Origin of the sequence: Vibrio sp. 14G-20, from assembly GCF_026241515.1 — a bacterium.
In the GTDB taxonomy this organism is placed as follows: Bacteria; Pseudomonadota; Gammaproteobacteria; order Enterobacterales; family Vibrionaceae; genus Vibrio.
The window spans coordinates 54,615-73,935 of sequence record NZ_JAPHPW010000012.1 but is presented as its reverse complement, the minus strand read 5'-3'; the positions used below and the strand labels follow the sequence as shown (position 1 = coordinate 73,935).

The following is a 19,321-nucleotide window of genomic DNA, read 5'->3' as shown; positions in this document are numbered from 1 at the left end:
ATTATCGCACTAGTGGGAGCCTATTTATTATTTTTGCGTAGCCGCTTTCATTGGCGTAACAAACTCAGCAAGAGCTTTAAGCATTGCTTCTGGTTGTTCAACGTTATTTTCAATGATTTTCACAACTGCTGAGCCAGAGATAGCACCAGCAGCGCCAGCTACAATTGCTTCTTTCACTTGTTCAGGAGCCGAGATACCGAAACCAAGCAGTGCTGGTGGCGCATCAAACTTGTTCAAACGATCAAGTAGGGCAGTCACAGGCATGTTTGCTTTGGTTTCTGCACCCGTTACGCCAGCACGAGAAAGTAGGTAAGTGTAACCACCACCTAGCTCAGAAACTGATTGAAGCGTCTCATCACTTGCTGTTGGTGGAGCAATAAAGATTGGGTGAACGCCAAACTTCTTAGCTGCAGCAACAAACTCGCCACTCTCGTTGGTTGGTACATCAGCAATCAATACTGAATCGATACCTGCATTAGCACAACGCTCGTAGAAGTTCTCGATACCACGTGCGTACACCAAGTTTGCGTACATCAGTAGGCCGATTGGTAGCTCTGGGTATTTAGCGCGGATTTGAGCAATTAGGTCAAAACACACATCTGGCGTGACTTTAGAATCTAACGCACGAATGTTTGCACCTTGGATTGTTGGGCCATCAGCCAGAGGATCAGAGAATGGAATACCAAGCTCAAGTGCGTCTGCACCCGCTTCAACCAAAGTTTCCATGATCTTAAGCGATTGCTCAGGGTTAGGATCGCCAACCGTTACGAATGGTACGAATGCGCCCTGATTCTTTTCAGCTAAGCGAGTGAAGAGTGATTGATAGCGATCCATTATAATGCTCCTTTCTCTTTAAGAATGTCGTGTACAGAGAAAATGTCTTTGTCACCACGGCCAGATAAGTTAACGACTAATAGCTGTTCTTTTTCTGGATCGTCGTGAGCCATTTTGATTGCATGAGCCAAAGCATGAGACGACTCTAGCGCTGCGATAATACCTTCGTTACGTGCGATAGCTTGGAAAGCTTCTAGTGCTTCGTCATCGGTCACGTTGTCGTATTCAGCACGGCCAATCGCATTTAGGTGCGCGTGTTGAGGACCAACTGATGGGAAATCTAGACCGGCAGACACAGAGTAAGACTCTTCTACTTGGCCGTTCTCATCTTGCATCAGTGGTGCTTTCATGCCGAAGAAGATACCGGTTTTACCGTGTTTAAGCGGTGCGCCGTGTTGGTCGGTATCAATACCTTTACCCGCTGGCTCTACACCGATTAGGCGTACAGACTCTTCTTCAATGAAATCCGCGAACATACCGATAGCGTTTGAACCACCGCCGACACAAGCGATAACCGCATCAGGAAGGCGACCTTCACGAGCTAGAATCTGGTTCTTCGTTTCTTCACCAATCATGCGTTGGAAATCACGAACAATCGTTGGGAATGGGTGAGGGCCCGCTGCAGTACCCAATAGGTAGTGCGCGTCTTCATAAGTTGCAGACCAGTCACGTAGCGCTTCGTTACAAGCATCTTTTAGCGTTGAAGAGCCAGAATGTACAGGGATAACCTCTGCGCCCATTAGCTTCATACGGAACACGTTCGGGCTTTGACGTTCAACGTCTTTTGCACCCATGTATACACGACACTTAAGACCTAATAGAGCACACGCTAGAGCTGTTGCCACACCGTGTTGGCCTGCGCCAGTTTCAGCGATGATTTCCTGCTTGCCCATACGTTTTGCTAGCAATGCTTGACCAAGAACTTGGTTTGTCTTGTGAGCGCCGCCGTGAAGTAGATCTTCACGCTTTAGGTACAGTTTTGTTTTTGTACCTTTTGTTAGGTTGCGTGCTAGCGTTAGCGCCGTTGGACGACCAGCGTACTCTTGAAGAAGCGTCATGAATTCGCTACGGAACTCAGGATCGGCCTGTGCATCGATAAATGCTTGTTCAAGTTGGTCTAGTGCTGGCACTAGGATCTGCGGTACGTATTGACCACCGTATTCACCAAAGTAGGCATCGAGTTTAGCCATTGTGTTATTCCTTCAATTCTACTGATGTGTATTCACACCAAGTCATTTAATCTTGTTTGAGCTTCGCAAAAGGCAAAGCTCACAAATATGTTTTTAGTTTCTGCTTTCTAACTTCTAGCGCCGAGATGGGACTAGTAATTACGAATCGCAGCAAAAGCACGTTGCAGTTTGTCTGCGTCTTTTTTACCTGGAGCAGATTCAACACCAGAGTTTAGGTCTAATCCTAAGCAGCCCAACTTAGCCGCTTGGTTAGCATTTTCTGGGTTTAGGCCACCCGCCAACATGATTGCGCTTTGGTTGTTGATTAGGCTCCAATCGAACACTTGGCCTGTGCCACCTGTTTGAGAACCCACTTTAGTATCTAGCAGGTGACGAGTCACGTTGCTTTCCAGTAATTCTGGTAGCGAGCTCTCAGCATCGGGAGCAACACCATAAGCTTTCCAAATCTCAACGCTTTCAGGCAGTGACTGTTTTAGTTCATCGACAGACGCTTGAGACTCATCACCGTGCAATTGCACAGCGAACAGGCCTAGCTCAGAAACCGTTTTCGCAACGTCAGTAACGCTATGGTTTTGGAACACACCCACGTAGTTCAAAGGTGCGCCGCTCATGGTTAAACGAGCTGCTTCGATATCCACATGACGCTTAGATGCTTCAACGAAAATCAGACCGCCGAATACTGCACCAGCTTGATAAGCCTTCGCTGCATCGTCAGAGTGAGTTAAACCACACACCTTGTTTTCGCCTAACGTTACTTTGCGAACGGCCAGTTCAAGGTTCTTTTCAGCCATAAGAGAGCTACCGATTAGGAAGCCATCTGCAAATGTTGAAAGGTCACGTACTTGCTGGTGGTTGTAGATACCCGACTCAGAAATGACAATCGCTTCTGGAGCCAGTTCGCGAATCAGTGGAGCCAACTCTTTAGTACGGTTCAAATCAGTCGAAAGGTCACGTAGGTTACGGTTATTAATACCGATCACTTTTGCTTTTAAAGCGACAGCGCGGTGAAGCTCTTCTTCGTTGCTGACTTCGGTAAGTACACCCATGTTTAGCGAGTGAGCGACTTCAGCAAGTGCTTTGTACTCTTCATCATCCAATACCGATAGCATTAGCAAGATTGCGTCAGCTGAGTAGTGACGAGCTAGGTAAACTTGGTAAGTATCAACCATGAAGTCTTTACAAAGAATAGGTTGCTTAGCAATGCTGCGAACCTTTGGCAAAAATTCAAAGTCACCTTGGAAGTATTTCTCGTCTGTCAGTACTGAAATGGCGTTGGCGTGGTTGTTGTACACCGATGCAATGTAGTCCAAATCAAACTCGTCACGGATCAAACCTTTTGACGGAGATGCCTTTTTACATTCAGTGATGAAAACCGTTTGTTCGCCGCTCAGTGCATCATAAAAGCTGCGGTCTGTTGCGGTTAACGCCGCTTTAAACTCATCTAATGGTTGAGTCTGCTTACGCGCTGCAACCCATTGGTATTTATCACGAACGATTTTTGCTAATACTTCCGCCATTTCCGCTTCTTTGACTGAAACGTGGGTCGACAGTTTATCGGTAGTCTGTGTCATGTTCTTTGTCTCAATTCGTCGTTCGTTAGGCGTGAGCAGCAAGCTTTTGCACAAGCTCGTAAGCTTTACCTGAGTTCATCGCGTCAATTGCTTGCTGTGCGTTGGCTTTTAGATCTTCATGACCAAATAGACGCATCAGTAGAGCAACGTTGACTGCCACTGCGCCAACTTGAGCATCAGTGCCTTTACCCGTCAGGATATCGGTTGTGATGGCTTTGTTTTCTTCTGGCTCGCCGCCCTTGATTGCTTCAAGAGGGTGAGTGTTCAAACCAAAGTCAGCCGGAGTTACGGTGTACTCGTGAATTGCGCCATCTTTGATTTCAGCAACGATGGTTTCGCCGTGAATCGCTACTTCATCAAGGCCGCTACCGTGAACAACCGCCGCGCGCTTCATACCCATTTGCAGCATGGTTTCCGCGATAGGGCGTACAAGTTCTTTGCTGTAAACACCCATTAGCTCGATGTTAGGGCGAGCAGGGTTAATCAGTGGGCCAAGGATGTTGAAGATAGTACGTGTTTTCATGGTTTGGCGAACAGGCATCGCGTGACGCACGCCACCGTGATATTGCGGAGCAAATAGGAACGCTACGCCAAGCTCATCGACAGCCGCACGCGTGTCTTCCGCGGTCATCGCTAGGTTGATGCCAAACGAATCCAGTAGGTCAGAAGAGCCTGATTTGCTTGATACACTGCGGTTACCGTGTTTAGCGACTTTTAAACCACAAGCGGCTGCAACGAATGCAGATGTCGTTGAGATATTAATGGTGTTATGACCGTCGCCACCTGTACCTACGATGTCTGCAAAATCATAATCAGGGCGTGGGAACGGGTTTGCATTCGAAAGCAGTGCTTTCGCCGCGCCAGCGATTTCGTCTGGTGTCTCGCCTTTGATTTTTAGTGCAGTCAGTGCAGAGGCCATCAGAATTGGGTCTAGTTCGCCCTTGATGATGACATCAAATAATTGTTGGCTTTCTTCTTGAGTAAGAGACTGCTGTTCGTAAAGTTTATTAATCTGTTCCATGATTTCGTCCTAGTTAGTCTTTTTATCAAGAGTGGCTTTCTTCTCAAGGCAGAGAGGTTTCTCAAGAGCCCATTCGATAGCGTTCGCAAGAAGCGTTGCACCGTAGGTCGTCATAATTGATTCAGGGTGGAATTGGAATCCACACACCTTGTCTTGTTCTTGAACCACAGACATCACCAAATCATCGACTTCAGCTGTCACCGTTAGGCTATCAGAGACATGCGTTGCTACTAAAGAGTGGTAGCGAGCGATAGCCAGTGGCGAAGGTAAGCCTTGGTAAGTCGCATGGTTTTGGTGTTCCATCATCGACACCTTACCATGAATGATTTCGCCAGCGCCTGCAACGGTGCCGCCATAGGCTTCAACAATCGCTTGGTGGCCTAAGCAAATACCAATCATTGGCACTTTGCCTTTTAGCAGCTGAATCAACTCAGGCATACAGCCCGCGTCTGCTGGAGCGCCAGGACCTGGTGAAAGTAGGGCAACAGGGTTGTCTAATTCGTTGATCGCCGCTTCAACGACCTTTGCAGGAATGTTGTTACGGTAAATTTTTACGCTGTGACCTAATGAACGAAACTGGTCTACAAGGTTGTATGTGAACGAGTCGAAGTTATCGATGAATACAATATCAGCCATGATTACGACTCCTTCTTATTTGATGTGCTTTTACTTGGTGCCGTATTTTTAGTGTGGGCAGCTTGAATCGCAGAGATGACCGCTTGTGCCTTGCCACGAGTTTCATCCGCTTCGGCTTGTGGATCTGAGTCGAATACTACACCAGCACCCGCTTGTACTTGTGCTACGCCATCTTCAACGTAAGCAGAGCGAATTACGATACAAGTATCTAACGTGCCTTCACCTGTTAGGTAACCCACTGCACCACCGTAGCTACCACGACGTGTTTTTTCTACGTCACGGATAAGCTGCATTGCGCGGATTTTTGGTGCGCCCGTTAGCGTACCCATATTCATACAAGCTTGGTAAGCGTGTAGGGCATCTAAGTCTTCACGGAGCTGACCAACAACACGAGAAACCAAGTGCATTACATGGCTGTAGCGATCAACTTTTAGTAAGTCTGCTACGTGGCGAGTGCCGGCTTCTGCAATACGTGCCACATCGTTACGTGCTAGGTCGACTAGCATCATGTGCTCAGCGTTTTCTTTCTTGTCGGTGCGCAGTTCAAGCTCGATACGGCTGTCTAGGTCGAAATCAATTTGACCATCAGGACGCTTACCGCGACGACGAGTCCCCGCAATTGGGTAAATCTCAATTTGGTTGGTTTCGGTTTCGTATTTCAGCGCACTTTCTGGAGAAGCGCCGAACAGAGTAAACAGCTCATCTTGCATGTAGAACATGTAAGGGCTTGGGTTGCTTTGCTTAAGCTCTTTGTAAGCTGCCAGTGGAGCAGGGCAAGGCAGCGTAAAGCGGCGTGAAGGTACTACTTGGAATACATCGCCTTTTACTACGTACTCTTTTAGGTCACGAACCGTTTGGCAGAAGTCTTCATCTGAAACGCTTGGTACAGCGTCAACGTTGTCTAGTGGCGTAACTTCTGTAATGGCTTTCAATGACTGGCATTGTGTTTGAATGTCGGCTAAGCGCTCAGTGAGCTGTGCTTTGATGCTTTCGTCTTGAGCGAACAAGCTTGCGTGTAGCAGGCCTTCGTTCTCTTGGTGATCGAAACGTAACAGGGTTTCAGCCACATAGAATACAAAGTCAGGGCAGTTGTTGGTCGCTTCTGCATCGCCTAACGGCTCAAAGTTTGCCACGATGTCATAAGCAAATAAGCCAGCCATGAACAATGCGTGCTTATTATCAGTGTCTTGCTCAAAGCTGTGTTGAACCAAACGTAATGCATCGAAAGAAGAAGCTTCTCTTAAGCGCGAGTCTTCGTCTAACTCGTTGCTCGGCTCAACAAAAGTCAGCGTCAGTAAATTATCTGTAAGGTCAGATTTGATCTCAGCTTTAACGTTTTGAGTGAGATGTTCGATAAGCGCTTGACCATTTTGAGTCAATGCTTGAAAGGTTACTTCATGCCCGCGACATACGATGCGAACAGCAGAGTCGATAAGGAGTAGGCTTGTCAGGTTCTGTTTAGATTCAATCTCAGCAGATTCCAACAACAGACTGTCTGTTTTGTTTTCACACAAAGTATGAAAAACGCTGGTTGGATCTTGCGAGTAAGGAACTGAAGAATTGATGACCTCAATGGTTCCCAGCTTTTTGATTTCAATGGCCTTGTTCACAAGACCTCCTTTATGATTCTTTAAATTTCCTGCCGTACATAGTCGCATAAAGATACCTTTCACCCAATCTAGAATATGGTCAATTCGTTGATTTGTTAGTCAGTTGAATGTGAGATGTTCGACAAATTAAAAAGCCCGCTATTAAAGCGGGCTTAGTGATAACTTTTTTATAAACAAACTGTTTAACTAGAAGTACACGTTGGCCCACCAAGAACTTGTCCAAGTGCGCCACCAATTAAGCTCTGAACTTGCTTCTACTGAAGAAAGTTCTAAAACTTTATCTTTATGGTTTTGGTTAAATTCTTGTAACATAGTGAACCTATCAAATGTGATACTTCGTATTTGTGTACTAGTTAACTAGTTTTCTGCTTGCGGGTCAAGTGTGTTGACACAAATATAACGATAAAAATTGAAAACAATGAAAAAGAATATATGAGAATTGATCTACACAGTCATACAACAGCCTCAGATGGCCGACTTACTCCACCTGAGCTAATTGACCGAGCGCTTGGCTTTAACATCGAAGCGCTAGCGATTACAGATCATGACACGACTGATGGGCTTGCTGAAGCACGCAACTATATTGCTGACAACAACCTTCCTATTCAGCTGATCAACGGCATTGAGATTTCTACTGTTTGGCAAAACAAAGATATCCATATTGTTGGGTTAAACGTTGATCCTGAGTCACCAGAGCTTAAAGCGCTCATTGAGCAACAGAAGCAACACCGTATTGGACGTGCAGAGATGATTGCTCAACGTCTTGAGAAAGCGACTCGTGAAGGGGTGTTAGAAGAAGTTAAATTGATTGCGGGTGATGCGCCTATTACTCGCGCTCACTTTGCTAAGTGGTTAGTCGACAACGGCTACGCAAAAACCATGCAACAGGTGTTTAAAAAGTTTCTTACTCGCAATAACCCAGGTTATGTGCCGCCAACGTGGTGTTCAATGAGTGATGCTGTCACGGCCATTCATGCGGCTGGTGGACAAGCCGTACTTGCTCACCCTGGGCGATATGGCCTTACAGCAAAGTGGGTTAAGCGCCTGCTCGCTGCATTTGTTGAAGCGAAAGGGGATGCGATGGAAGTCGCTCAACCTCAGCAAGCGCAACAAGAAAGACGCACGCTCGCGGATTATGCTATACAATACAAACTATTAGCCTCCCAAGGCAGTGATTTCCATTACCCATCTCCGTGGATGGAACTTGGACGTAATCTCTGGCTACCTTCTGGGGTCGAAGAAGTATGGAAAGATTGGGAGTTTCAAACGGTTTCACCATCTGAATAGTCTTTAGGTGAACCAGCTCCTTCTGATGATAGAGTCGAGAGATTCGATAACGAGGATCAACAATGAGCCAGTTTTTTTATGTACACCCAGATAACCCACAAGCACGCTTAATTACTCAAGCGGTTGCGATTATTCGCAATGGCGGCGTTGTGGTTTATCCAACAGATTCCGGTTATGCGCTGGCCTGTCAGCTTGAAAACAAACAAGCGCTTGAACGCATTTGTAAAATTCGTCGCATCGATGACAAGCACAACTTCACGTTGTTATGCCGTGATCTTTCTGAATTATCACTGTATGCACGCGTCGATAACGTGGCTTTCCGTCTACTGAAAGCACACACGCCAGGTGCTTACACGTTTATCTTTAAAGCAACCAAAGAAGTGCCAAAGCGTTTGATGAACGCCAAGCGTAAAACCATTGGTATTCGTGTCCCAGACAACAAGATTGCACTCGACCTGTTGGAAGCGATGGGCGAACCATTGATGTCGACGTCTCTGATTCTGCCGGGTAACGAGACTACGGAGTCGGATCCAGAAGAAATTCGTGACAGCCTAGAGCATGCGGTTGATGTTATTTTGAATGGTGGTTACTTAGGTGAACAACCGACGACGGTTATTGACTTTAGTGACGATGATGCCGTGGTTCTACGTCGTGGTGCCGGCGATCCTGCGCCGTTTGAATAATCGCTTTACTGATTAACAGTCTGTAACGATACAGCAAACCTGCCACAGTAAATAACAAGTGCTTTTTGGCAGGTTATTTGCGATAATACGCGACCGCGATTTGGTCGCGAAAAATTCATTCGACGTCTGTGAAGACGACAATTAGGTAGAAAAGAGTAAATGAGCGAAAAATTACAGAAGGTTTTAGCGCGAGCTGGTCACGGTTCTCGTCGTGAACTAGAAGGTTTAATCAAATCTGGTCGTGTAAGTGTTAACGGTCAAGTTGCGAAACTGGGCGAGCGTCTTGAAGACGAGAACTCAGTGATCCGTATCGATGGCCATACTGTTTCAGGCAAGGCTTCTGAAGAAGTGGTTTGTCGTGTACTTGCTTACTACAAACCTGAAGGTGAGCTTTGTACTCGTCACGATCCTGAAGGCCGCCGTACTGTTTTCGATCGTCTACCTAAGATCCGTGGTTCTCGTTGGATTTCAGTTGGTCGTCTTGACGCAAACACATCAGGCCTTTTGCTTTTCACTACTGATGGTGAGCTTGCAAACCGTCTAATGCACCCAAGCCGTCAGGTTGAGCGTGAGTACCTAGTACGTGTATTCGGTGAAGTGACTGAACAGAAAGTTAAAAACGTGACTCGTGGCGTACAACTAGAAGACGGCATGGCTCGTTTTGAAGATGTGGTTTACGCTGGTGGTGAAGGTATGAACCATACCTTCTACGTTGCGATTAACGAAGGTCGTAACCGTGAGGTTCGTCGTCTTTGGGAATCTCAAGAAACAACAGTCAGCCGCCTGAAACGTGTACGTTACGGTGATATCTACCTTGATAAGAAACTGCCTCGTGGCGGTTGGAAAGAGCTAGATCTTCAAGAAGTTAACTACCTACGTGAGCTTGTTGAGCTTAAGCCTGAGAAAGAGACACTGTTGGATCTTGATCCTTCAAATACTTCTCGTAAGCGTGAGCGTTCTCGTAGCCAGAAAATTCGTCGTGCTGTTAAGCGTCACGAAGAGCGTGCAAATGCTCCTAAAGGCCGTAGCAACCAGACTAAGCGTAAGAAGCCTGCAACTCGCGGTACTACAACACCTGATTCAGGTCGTAGCGCTCCAGCTGCAAACAAAGGCAACCCTCAGGCTAACAAAAGTAAGCCTAAACTGAACAACGGTCGTCCGGCTAAACCAGCTAAGCCAAGAACACGTCAGTAATTACGCCGGTAATTGCTTCTGTTCTCAAGCTTAAAGCTTCATTAGCTGAAAGCACTGAATACTAAAAAACCTGCTCATTGAGCAGGTTTTTTTACAACTGAAGAAATTGAAGATGCGGGATACGAGTAACCGAGTATCGAAAACATACTGCCATAAACGCAGTAAGCGAGCTTTTCGCATCTCGTATCTCGTTCCTTTTACTTATGATTCGAAAAGTTATCGCCCTTCGCCAGTCGGTCGTAAAGCACAACATTCACTGATGCCGCTAGATTCATACAGCCGTTGGTCGGAACGTAAATCGTCTCACGACAGAAATCTGTGATCTCTTTCTTTAGCGTGCCATCTTCAGGGCCAAAAATGTAAAACGCGCGTGGTGGGTGCTTGTAATCAGGTAGAGGCTTAGCACCTTCAATCAGGTCAACAGCTACAGGCACGCAGCCTACTGGAATAATGTCTTTCAACTCTTCAACACCAATTAAGGGTAGGGCTAGGTGCTTTTCTTTGGTGTCGGTATGGAATTTTCGCGCATGGTCGTAGCGTGTGCCAGTGTAAAACACAGAGTTGGCGCCGTAGCAGCCAGCAGCTCGCATCACAGAGCCTACGTTTTCAGGCGTCTTTGGGTTAACTAGGCCAATGCAGGCATAGCCTTTTGATTGTGTGTCTGTTTTTGCTTTGGTCATAATCAGTGAATCTAAAGTTGATGATGAAAGTGAGTAATCATGATGAAAAATTGCGTGATAAAAATAGCCGAGCAATCGGCTCGGCTAACTTTTAACTCGCTTACATGAATACTTGTTTACTCATGCAGATGAGCGTCAACAGCGGTATTAGTCGCGTTTCCACAGCATGTGACAGAACTTATGTTCTGGGTCACGGCTGATTAACATGCGAGCAAATACGTCGTCTAGAACGTCATCAGCTTCATTCACAAGACCAATGCGCACTTCAGCGTAGATTTCTTTGTCGACTTCAAAGCCAACATGTTCAACCCAATCATCGCCAGTTTCAACAAGTTCTGCAGCGCCACGATCTTCAAACTGAGCTGTGAATAGAATCACGTCTGCAGGTTCAAGATTATCAGGTGCCATCTCAAGAAAGATGTCGTATGCAGTATCAATTGCATCGTCGTAAGACATTAGGTCGTTAGCTTCGGTCATAATAAGTATCTTAGCTTGCGCGGTTCATGTATTTACGTTCAGTCGTGTTCACTACTACTTTATCGCCAGTTGCGATGTACTCAGGAACTTGAACAGTAAGGCCGGTAGACAAACGAGCTGGTTTAGTACGAGCAGAAGCAGAAGCACCTTTGATTGAAGGGTCTGTTTCTTCGATAACAAGCTCAACCGAAGAAGGCAGTTCAAGAGTTGCCGCTGTGCCATCGATAAGAATTGCGTACACGCCTTGAGTTTCTTCGTTGATGAACAGCAGTTCGTCTTCGATCATTTCACCGTTGAAGATGAATTGTGTGTAATCTTCGTTATCCATAAAGATGTACTCGTTGCCATCAACGTAAGAGAACATCACTGCACGCTTAGTAACATCGATAGTTTCAACGATTTCGTCAGCCTTGTGACGAACTTCTGTCTTAACGCCAGTTGCTACATCGTTACCACGGAAGCGGTAAATCTTTTGGCCGCCACGGCCACCTGGTGTAGTCACTTCGATATCTTTAACGATTACTGTTTTGCTTTCTACTGTGATAGCAAAACCTTTTTTAATTTCACTTGCTCTAGGCATTTTGTGTTTGTCCTTAGTGGGTCTATCCACTGATTATATCTCGGAGATGCTATAAATAGGAATAGCTTGAATCATAAAGTCACCTAGGCGATCATAGAGTTATAGTTAAATCATTATTTTCTTTACCGAAACGACCTATGCAGCTACCTGTTATTGACCCAACACAGCCTTTTCAACCTGAATTTCAACCTGTGGTTAACGATCTGATTACCTCTTTAAAAGGTGGATTAGGAGCTAATCTGCACAGTATTTATATTTATGGCAGTGTGGCACGTAAGCAAGCCGTTGTCGGTCGATCCAATCTAGATGTGGTTGTGGTGACTCATCGACCGTTTCCAGATCAACGAACTACGCTGCTGAATACCATCAAATGGCGCTTCCAAAAGAGCTTCCCTCAGGTCACTCAAGTGGCGATCAAAACCACCTTGGTGAGCGAGATAGTTGATTTCGACAACATCTTTACGTGGGGCTTCATGCTCAAGCATTTGGCTGTGTGTGTGCACGGTGAAGATTTATCTGACTGCTATGGCGATTTCGAAACGAGTTGGGAAATTGCTAAGCATTGGAATATGGACGCGGAAAATTGGTTAGCGGTTTATCGTAATAAAATAGCCCGAGCAACAACGCCAGAGCAGCAAGTGGCCGCGCAAGTAGTGATTGCTAAAAAGCTTCTACGAGCGAGTTACTCTTTGGTGATGTACCGCGATAAATATTGGTTCGATGATCCAATAGAGTGTGGCCAGCAATTTTTGAAGTATCATCCAGATCGAGAAGTCGAAATCCAAAGGTTGGGTATTTTACTTTCTGGTAGACCAATCCCTAAACGTTCGGTGATCGGTATTCTTGATGGTTTTGGTGAGTGGTTGATTAAGCAGTATCAGAAAACTGAGTTCAGAATCGGATAGAGGTTCGTAAGCTATCCATTGATATGAAAAAGCAGAACGAGTTAAGCACTCCTCTGCTTTTTTTGTTTTGATGTTTGGCCCGAGTTTTAATCGATATCTCGAGTCTAATGTCGCCTAGAAAAGAGAATTCAATCTAGAACAGGCCTAGTTGCTGGCCGCTGACTCTTTCAAAATCTAACCCTACGAACGGCAAAATCGCTTCTGCGACCGGTTTAATCTGCTTATCGATGTAATGCTGATAATCGATGCCATTCTTCAAGTACTCCTTGGGCTCAGGGCCACTCAACGTAATCAAATATTCAATACGTCCTTTGTTTTGGTATTGAAGCGGGCGACCAAGCTGGGCATTGATTTCGTCTGCTAATCTTGCGGCGCGAACTTGTGGCGGAATGTTCTTCTGGTACTCATGCAGCTTACGACGCAGACGCTTTTGATAAACCAATAAATCATCGTGTTTACCTGCTGAAGTCTCATCAACAAACTGTCTGACATAGTCGGTCGGGTCTTGATCGTGAAACACCATCTCATACAAGGTTTGTTGGAATTGCTGTGCGAGAGGTGTCCAATCGGTACGAGCACTCTCAAGTCCTTTAAAGATGATCTTCTCTTGATCACCTTGATTGATTAAGCCGGCATAACGTTTCTTTGACCCTGTCTCAGAGCCTCGAATCGTTGGCATTAGAAACTTGCGATAGTGAGTTTCGTATTCCAGTTCAAGTATTGAGGTTAGATTGTGGGTCTCTTTTAAATGATTCGTCCACCAATCGTTGATGTAAGCGACCAGTTCATTCCCTATCTCGTCTGCTTTTTGCTGATCATAACTGCCGTTCAGAGACACGAAGGTTGAATCGGTATCGCCGTAAATCACTTGATAGCCTTTGTCTTCGATCAGAACCTTTGTTTGCTTCATGATCTCATGCCCACGCATGGTGATAGAGGATGCCAAGCGGGTATCGAAGAAACGACAACCAGACGAACCTAACACACCATAGAATGAGTTCATGATGATCTTAATCGCCTGAGAGAAGGCCTTTTCGTTGTTCTTCTTCGCAACATCTCGTGCAGCCCAGAGGTTTTCAATCATTTCAGGCAAGAAGTGTTTAGAGCGATGGAATTGACCACCGCGAAAGCCTTCTACTGCTTGGTCTTTTGCTGGCCCTAGTTCCAACTTCAACCCTTCAATCAGCCCCATAGGGTCAATTAGAAACGAGCGAATGATCGATGGATACAGACTCTTAAAGTCGAGAACTAACACTGAGTCATAAAGGTTGGGAATTGAATCCATTACATAGCCACCGGGGCTCGCGATCCAGTTTTCAGGCTCTAAGTTCGGTGCCACGTAACCTGCTCGGTGTATCTGAGGCATGTATAAATTGGTAAAGGCGGCAACAGAACCACCAACGCGGTCCAGCTCTACACCGGTTAATCGAGAGCGCTCAATCGCGAAGTCGAGTAGGTGAGTGCGTTCGAAGATGCGGTTTACTAGCACACAATCTTGCAGGTTATATTTGGCGAGCGATGGTTTATCGAACTTAAACATTCGGTTGATCTCGTCCATGCGATCGTGAACGTTATGAATGTCTTTACCTTCCCCAAGAAGTTCTTGTGATACCGATTCAAGTGACCAAGAACGGAAGTGGTAGGTCGCTGTCTTGAGCATATCGATACCATCCAAGACAACGCGGCCTGGAATCGTGATAAAGCCTTGCTGATTTTGAGCGGAACTACGGAAAAAGCTCGGTTGGTTGTCTCTGCCGATGTTGAGCTTCACTTCGTTCCATTCTGAACGTTTGTGCAGCAGCCTGAAATCGAAGTCGATAACGTTCCAACCAATGATGATGTCAGGATCAAATTTAGAGAACCAAGCTATCATTGCTTCGAGTAGCGCTTTCTCGTTGGCAACCCATTGGATGTTGGTGTCTGCTTGTTGTGGTTCGCCGACTATGATCACTCGGCTGTCCATAGGGCTGTCTAGGCCAATTGAATAAAGCACGCCTTTTTCCGAACACTCAATATCAAGCGAGACCACTGATAGGTTGGGTAAGTAATCACCTGAACGGCATTTTGCGTTTGAGACTCGACGGTGCTGACTTTTTTGCACAGCAGATCCAGTGAACTCAATACTTCCCTTGATAAAACGTTCCATTAAGAATCGATCGGCGAGTCGAATATCGCTTTCAAAGGTTTGGATTTCTTCGTTGTGAAAGGCTTGCGCTAAACCAAAGCTACTTCTCGACAGTGAGGTGTAACATGCGGCGAGAGGTGTTTGCTCGAAGGTGGCTAATTCTAGAGGCTTAAATTGGCAATCGATCGACTCTTTCACTGCGATTGCCTGACATGCTTCTACATCAGATTGAGCAACAAAAAATACAGGTTTTTCATTTTGAATTGTCAGCAGAGTAGGGCCTTGAGGGGTGCTTAACCACAAGTCGATTTGCGTGCGCCCTGAAAAATCTCTTGCTTGTCTTGTGAGTACAAAGCCTTGCTGAATATCCAATGTAGTAACCTATTGAAATGGGGAATCGAATACTACCATCTAGCGACCCTCTGCGCACAACAGGCAGTAAAAATACTAACTAAATTCTAGTTAGTAGAGGCAAATAACGGGACTCTATAGGCAAATAAGTGAAATTGTCGCGAATGGTTATTCAATGGTATTGAAAATATCTTTATCTTGTGTAATTTTATTGGGTGTTGTTTTAACTGGTTGATTTTTAGAAAAAGCTTGTTGTTTTAGTTAGCTTATTTGTTAATAAGTACTTGCTAAAGTTCGTGTTTCAGCACATATTCAACAGAGCTTTTTTTTAGTAATTAAGTTAAGATGTACTCAATGCTGCGATCCACTGTTCCTTTGTTCAATTGTTTCAAACAGATGAAACGACACAGTGGTTGCAGAGCCAATTAATAGTGTGGAGATACAAGTTTGATAAATGTTTTCCTTGTAGATGATCACGAGCTGGTTCGCACAGGGATACGACGTATTATTGAAGACGTCCGTGGAATGAACGTAGCAGGGGAAGCTGAAAGCGGTGAAGATGCTGCAAAATGGTGTCGTACTAACAATACTGACGTTATTTTGATGGATATGAATATGCCTGGTATTGGTGGCTTAGAAGCAACCAAGAAAATCTTGCGTTTCAACCCTGATGTTAAAATCATCGTTTTAACTGTTCATACGGAAAATCCGTTTCCAACTAAAGTGATGCAAGCTGGAGCTGCTGGTTACCTTACTAAAGGGGCAGGTCCGGATGAAATGGTAAATGCAATTCGAGTGGTTAATAGTGGCCAACGATACATTTCACCAGAAATTGCGCAGCAGATGGCTTTGAGCCAATTCTCGCCTGCGTCTGAAAATCCATTCGCAGACTTATCTGAACGTGAACTTCAAATCATGATGATGATTACCAAAGGTCAGAAAGTGACGGATATTTCAGAACAACTCAATCTAAGTCCTAAAACAGTCAACAGTTACCGCTACCGCTTGTTCAGTAAGCTGGATATCAGTGGCGATGTAGAGCTGACGCATTTAGCGATTAGACATGGAATGTTAGACACTGAGACCCTTTAACACTGAGATCGTATAGTGACCAACTTGTTTGACTCAGTCTCATTCCTCAAGACAGTAACAGAGCAGCCCGGCGTTTATCGAATGTATAACGCCGAGGCTGTCGTTATTTACGTCGGTAAAGCTAAGAACCTCAAAAAACGCCTTTCCAGTTATTTCCGTAAAAAAGTCGACAGTGAAAAAACACGCGCTCTAGTCAGTAATATTGACAAGATCGATGTCACTGTAACGCACACGGAAACAGAAGCGCTCATTCTTGAGCACAACTACATCAAGCAGTACTTGCCTAAATACAACGTACTTTTGCGTGATGATAAGTCGTACCCTTATATTTTTATTAGCGGTCACAAGCATCCTCGTTTGTCGATGCATCGTGGTGCTAAGAAGAAAAAGGGCGAATACTTTGGTCCTTACCCTGATTCCGGCGCTGTGCGTGAGACGCTACACCTAATCCAAAAGATTTTCCCTGCCCGCCAGTGTGAAGATACCGTTTATGCAAATAGAACGCGCCCGTGTTTGATGTATCAGATTGGTCGTTGTGCTGCGCCATGTGTTAGCTCAATCATCTCTGATGAAGAGTACAGTGAACTTATCGACTACGTTCGTCTGTTTCTGCAAGGGAAGGATAAGCTAGTGCTTGAAACACTCATCGAAAAGATGGACAAGGCAAGCCGAGAGCTTCGTTTTGAACAAGCTGCCGCGTTCCGCGACCAAATCCAAGCGATTCGACGTGTGCAAGAACAACAATACGTATCTGACGATTCAATGGAAGATATGGACGTGTTGGGATTTGCTCAAGAGAATGGCGTAGCGTGTATTCATATCTTGATGATTCGCCAAGGCCAGGTTTTAGGCAGTAGAAGTCATTTCCCTAAAATTCCAAACAATACGGTGCGAGAAGAGGTCTTTTCGAGCTTTTTAAGCCAATACTATCTTGCGCATAATGAAGCGAGAACCATCCCAACTCGTTTGATTCTCAATGCCGATTTGATGGAAGATGTCATACCGATTCAAGAAGCCTTGTGTGAAGTGGCGGGTCGTAAGATTCACTTCAATACCAACCCTTCTGGTACTCGAGGTCGTTACCTTAAATTGTCGAATACCAATGCATTGACGGCTATTACCACCAAGATTAATCACAAGATGACGATTAATCAGCGCTTCAAAGAGCTTCAAGAAGTGTTGTCGATGGATGCTATCAAGCGCATGGAATGTTTTGATATCAGTCATACCATGGGTGAAAGCACGATTGCGTCGTGTGTGGTGTTCAATCAAGAAGGCCCGGTTAAACCGGAGTACCGTCGTTACAACATCACAGGCATTACAGGTGGTGATGATTATGCAGCGATGGCTCAGGCGCTTGAGAGACGTTACTCGAAGCAACTCGATGTCGACAAGATCCCAGACATCATCTTTATCGATGGTGGTAAAGGTCAGCTAAACCGCGCTCATGAGATCATTTCTCAATATTGGGGTGATTGGCCGTTTAGACCAAGGATGATGGGTATTGCGAAAGGGGTAACGCGTAAACCGGGTTTAGAAACCTTGGTAACCCTTGAAGGTGAAGAATTTAACTTACCAAGTGATGCGCCAGCGTTGCACCTTATCCAGCACATTCGCGATGAAAGCCATAATCATGCGATTGCAGGGCACAGAGCGAAACGTGGTAAAACGCGAAGAACCAGCGCTTTGGAAGGAATCGAAGGGGTGGGACCGAAACGTCGTCAATCTTTGTTGAAATATATGGGTGGCTTACAAGAACTTAAGCGCGCAACTGTCGAAGAAATAGCCAAAGTACCGGGCATTAGTCATTCTTTGGCAGAAAACATTTATCAAGCATTGAAACAATAGTAAAAATCCCGCACCATTAAAGCGCAATTAATAAGAGCCCAATAATATGCGTTTGAATATACCTAACATTTTGTCCTTACTGAGACTATTTTTGATCCCAGTATTCGTTGTCGTTTTCTATCTACCTTATCAATGGGCTCCTTTCGCTGCTGCGATGGTGTTTTGGGTAGCAGGTTTCACTGATTGGCTAGATGGCATGCTAGCTCGTAAGTTAGGGCAAACCTCTCGCTTTGGTGCCTTCATTGACCCTGTGGCTGACAAAGTGTTGGTCGCTACGGCTCTCATCCTGATTACTGAGCATTACCACTCGATTTGGATAACTATCCCAGCGGTGACCATGATTGCTCGTGAGATCATCATCTCAGCGCTTCGTGAGTGGATGGCTGAAATCGGCAAACGCGCAAGTGTTGCGGTATCTTGGGTTGGTAAAGTAAAAACGGTTTCTCAGATGTTCGCTCTTTGGGTACTTATCTGGAGATACGACGATTGGATGGTATGGGTCGGATACATTGCGCTCTATGTCGCAACCGTACTTACTTACTGGTCAATGGCACAATACTTGATGGCCGCCAAAGACGATTTGTTAGACGAAAAACATCATTGATGAAGAAGCAGGCTGAGGCTCGCTTTTTTGATCTTTAACCTAAGGTTAAGTTATCAATACTGGATATCTAATGTGATATAGATCTCCTTTGAATAACCCGCTCACAGTGTGTTTTGAACATAAAGTCAGCTATTTGGCTTGTTTCGTATGAAATCTATTCAAACGAATTAAAAATACAAAAATATTATTGACTCAATCGTCTGAATCCGTAGAATGCATCCCGTACCCAAGAGGATGGCAATGAGCGATTCGAATGGAGTTACTAAGGCGCCTTGGCAGAGTGGCTATGCAGCGGATTGCAAATCCGTGGACCTCGGTTCGACTCCGGGAGGCGCCTCCATTCTCTCTTTCTTCTAGAAAGAACATGAATGAAAATGCGATACTAGCTCAGTTGGTAGAGCGCAACCTTGCCAAGGTTGAGGTCATCGGTTCGAACCCGATGTATCGCTCCAAAATTTGTAATGTTGATTGGCGTCAGCATTAAGATGGTGTTTTACTTTTCAGTAATCGGCATCGCAATAAAGAATTGCGTGCCCTGGTGGTGGAATTGGTAGACACAAGGGATTTAAAATCCCTCGGCGTTCGCGCTGTGCCGGTTCAAGTCCGGCCCGGGGCACCATCTATTAAAGTCTA

18 protein-coding genes, 3 tRNA genes and 1 other annotated feature are annotated in these 19,321 nt (G+C 45.4%); of the genes, 10 read left to right on the top strand and 11 right to left on the bottom strand.

Going from position 1 to position 19,321, the window contains the following annotated elements; translation table 11 throughout:
* Nucleotides 1-27 precede the first annotated feature (27 nt).
* From trpA to OQJ75_RS12815, 7 genes are all read right to left on the bottom strand, one after another.
* Nucleotides 28-834, bottom strand: coding sequence for a tryptophan synthase subunit alpha (gene trpA, locus OQJ75_RS12845; RefSeq protein ID WP_052879066.1), 807 nt, complete (start codon nucleotides 832-834; stop codon nucleotides 28-30).
* Nucleotides 834-2,024, bottom strand: coding sequence for a tryptophan synthase subunit beta (gene trpB, locus OQJ75_RS12840; RefSeq protein WP_048613233.1), 1,191 nt, complete (start codon nucleotides 2,022-2,024; stop codon nucleotides 834-836). Before trpB ends, trpA begins: the two co-directional genes overlap by 1 nt.
* A gap of 131 nt (nucleotides 2,025-2,155) precedes the next feature.
* Complete coding sequence (gene trpCF / locus OQJ75_RS12835; RefSeq protein WP_265973746.1) at nucleotides 2,156-3,595, bottom strand: bifunctional indole-3-glycerol-phosphate synthase TrpC/phosphoribosylanthranilate isomerase TrpF; 1,440 nt, start codon at nucleotides 3,593-3,595, stop codon at nucleotides 2,156-2,158.
* Between the two features lie 25 nt (nucleotides 3,596-3,620).
* Entirely contained in the window at nucleotides 3,621-4,616 is a 996-nt protein-coding gene (trpD, locus tag OQJ75_RS12830; protein WP_265973745.1) for an anthranilate phosphoribosyltransferase, read from the bottom strand.
* 9 nt (nucleotides 4,617-4,625) lie between these two features.
* Nucleotides 4,626-5,252, bottom strand: a complete 627-nt coding sequence (locus tag OQJ75_RS12825) for an aminodeoxychorismate/anthranilate synthase component II (RefSeq protein ID WP_265973744.1) — start codon at nucleotides 5,250-5,252, stop codon at nucleotides 4,626-4,628.
* A 2-nt stretch (nucleotides 5,253-5,254) separates the two neighbouring features.
* Entirely contained in the window at nucleotides 5,255-6,862 is a 1,608-nt protein-coding gene (locus OQJ75_RS12820; RefSeq protein ID WP_248397222.1) for an anthranilate synthase component 1, read from the bottom strand.
* Nucleotides 6,863-6,987: 125 nt separating this feature from the next.
* Nucleotides 6,988-7,102 (bottom strand) — a sequence feature (Trp leader region).
* On the bottom strand, nucleotides 7,049-7,174 hold the full coding sequence (locus OQJ75_RS12815) for a trp operon leader peptide (RefSeq protein WP_009848753.1): 126 nt from the start codon (nucleotides 7,172-7,174) through the stop codon (nucleotides 7,049-7,051). (Overlaps the previous feature by 54 nt.)
* A gap of 120 nt (nucleotides 7,175-7,294) precedes the next feature.
* Between OQJ75_RS12815 and rnm the strand changes: the two genes are divergently transcribed.
* From rnm to rluB, 3 genes are all read left to right on the top strand, one after another.
* On the top strand, nucleotides 7,295-8,149 hold the full coding sequence (gene rnm / locus OQJ75_RS12810) for an RNase RNM (RefSeq protein WP_017069983.1): 855 nt from the start codon (nucleotides 7,295-7,297) through the stop codon (nucleotides 8,147-8,149).
* 62 nt (nucleotides 8,150-8,211) lie between these two features.
* Nucleotides 8,212-8,832 (top strand): L-threonylcarbamoyladenylate synthase, encoded by a 621-nt coding sequence (locus OQJ75_RS12805; RefSeq protein ID WP_265973743.1) that lies wholly within the window; start codon nucleotides 8,212-8,214, stop codon nucleotides 8,830-8,832.
* 159 nt (nucleotides 8,833-8,991) lie between these two features.
* Nucleotides 8,992-10,026, top strand: a complete 1,035-nt coding sequence (rluB, locus tag OQJ75_RS12800; RefSeq protein ID WP_248371946.1) for a 23S rRNA pseudouridine(2605) synthase RluB — start codon at nucleotides 8,992-8,994, stop codon at nucleotides 10,024-10,026.
* Between the two features lie 197 nt (nucleotides 10,027-10,223).
* On the opposite strand, the gene OQJ75_RS12795 is transcribed toward rluB, so the two are convergent.
* The 3 genes from OQJ75_RS12795 to yeiP all read right to left on the bottom strand — a co-directional run bounded on the left by OQJ75_RS12795 (nucleotide 10,224) and on the right by yeiP (nucleotide 11,763).
* Nucleotides 10,224-10,706: an RNA methyltransferase gene (locus OQJ75_RS12795; RefSeq protein ID WP_017061495.1), complete on the bottom strand. Its 483-nt coding sequence runs from the start codon at nucleotides 10,704-10,706 to the stop codon at nucleotides 10,224-10,226.
* 147 nt (nucleotides 10,707-10,853) lie between these two features.
* Nucleotides 10,854-11,183 (bottom strand): HI1450 family dsDNA-mimic protein, encoded by a 330-nt coding sequence (locus OQJ75_RS12790; RefSeq protein ID WP_004741258.1) that lies wholly within the window; start codon nucleotides 11,181-11,183, stop codon nucleotides 10,854-10,856.
* Nucleotides 11,184-11,193: 10 nt separating this feature from the next.
* Complete coding sequence (gene yeiP / locus OQJ75_RS12785; RefSeq protein ID WP_248371944.1) at nucleotides 11,194-11,763, bottom strand: elongation factor P-like protein YeiP; 570 nt, start codon at nucleotides 11,761-11,763, stop codon at nucleotides 11,194-11,196.
* A 137-nt stretch (nucleotides 11,764-11,900) separates the two neighbouring features.
* On the opposite strand from yeiP, the gene OQJ75_RS12780 reads away from it, so the two are divergent.
* On the top strand, nucleotides 11,901-12,668 hold the full coding sequence (locus OQJ75_RS12780) for a nucleotidyltransferase domain-containing protein (RefSeq protein ID WP_248397218.1): 768 nt from the start codon (nucleotides 11,901-11,903) through the stop codon (nucleotides 12,666-12,668).
* Nucleotides 12,669-12,801: 133 nt separating this feature from the next.
* Here the strand turns inward: OQJ75_RS12780 and OQJ75_RS12775 are convergent, their stop codons facing one another.
* Nucleotides 12,802-15,165, bottom strand: a complete 2,364-nt coding sequence (locus OQJ75_RS12775; RefSeq protein WP_265973742.1) for a DNA polymerase II — start codon at nucleotides 15,163-15,165, stop codon at nucleotides 12,802-12,804.
* 426 nt (nucleotides 15,166-15,591) lie between these two features.
* Here OQJ75_RS12775 and uvrY point away from each other — a divergent pair, with 426 nt between their 5' ends.
* The 6 genes from uvrY to OQJ75_RS12745 all read left to right on the top strand — a co-directional run bounded on the left by uvrY (nucleotide 15,592) and on the right by OQJ75_RS12745 (nucleotide 19,307).
* Nucleotides 15,592-16,236, top strand: a complete 645-nt coding sequence (uvrY, locus tag OQJ75_RS12770) for a UvrY/SirA/GacA family response regulator transcription factor (protein WP_004729778.1) — start codon at nucleotides 15,592-15,594, stop codon at nucleotides 16,234-16,236.
* Between the two features lie 15 nt (nucleotides 16,237-16,251).
* On the top strand, nucleotides 16,252-18,084 hold the full coding sequence (uvrC, locus tag OQJ75_RS12765) for an excinuclease ABC subunit UvrC (RefSeq protein WP_265973741.1): 1,833 nt from the start codon (nucleotides 16,252-16,254) through the stop codon (nucleotides 18,082-18,084).
* A 46-nt stretch (nucleotides 18,085-18,130) separates the two neighbouring features.
* Nucleotides 18,131-18,688, top strand: a complete 558-nt coding sequence (gene pgsA, locus OQJ75_RS12760; protein ID WP_017061490.1) for a CDP-diacylglycerol--glycerol-3-phosphate 3-phosphatidyltransferase — start codon at nucleotides 18,131-18,133, stop codon at nucleotides 18,686-18,688.
* Nucleotides 18,689-18,954: 266 nt separating this feature from the next.
* Nucleotides 18,955-19,028 (top strand) — tRNA-Cys (locus OQJ75_RS12755).
* A gap of 36 nt (nucleotides 19,029-19,064) precedes the next feature.
* Nucleotides 19,065-19,140: transfer RNA gene (locus OQJ75_RS12750), tRNA-Gly, on the top strand.
* 80 nt (nucleotides 19,141-19,220) lie between these two features.
* Nucleotides 19,221-19,307 (top strand) — tRNA-Leu (locus OQJ75_RS12745).
* Nucleotides 19,308-19,321 lie beyond the last annotated feature (14 nt).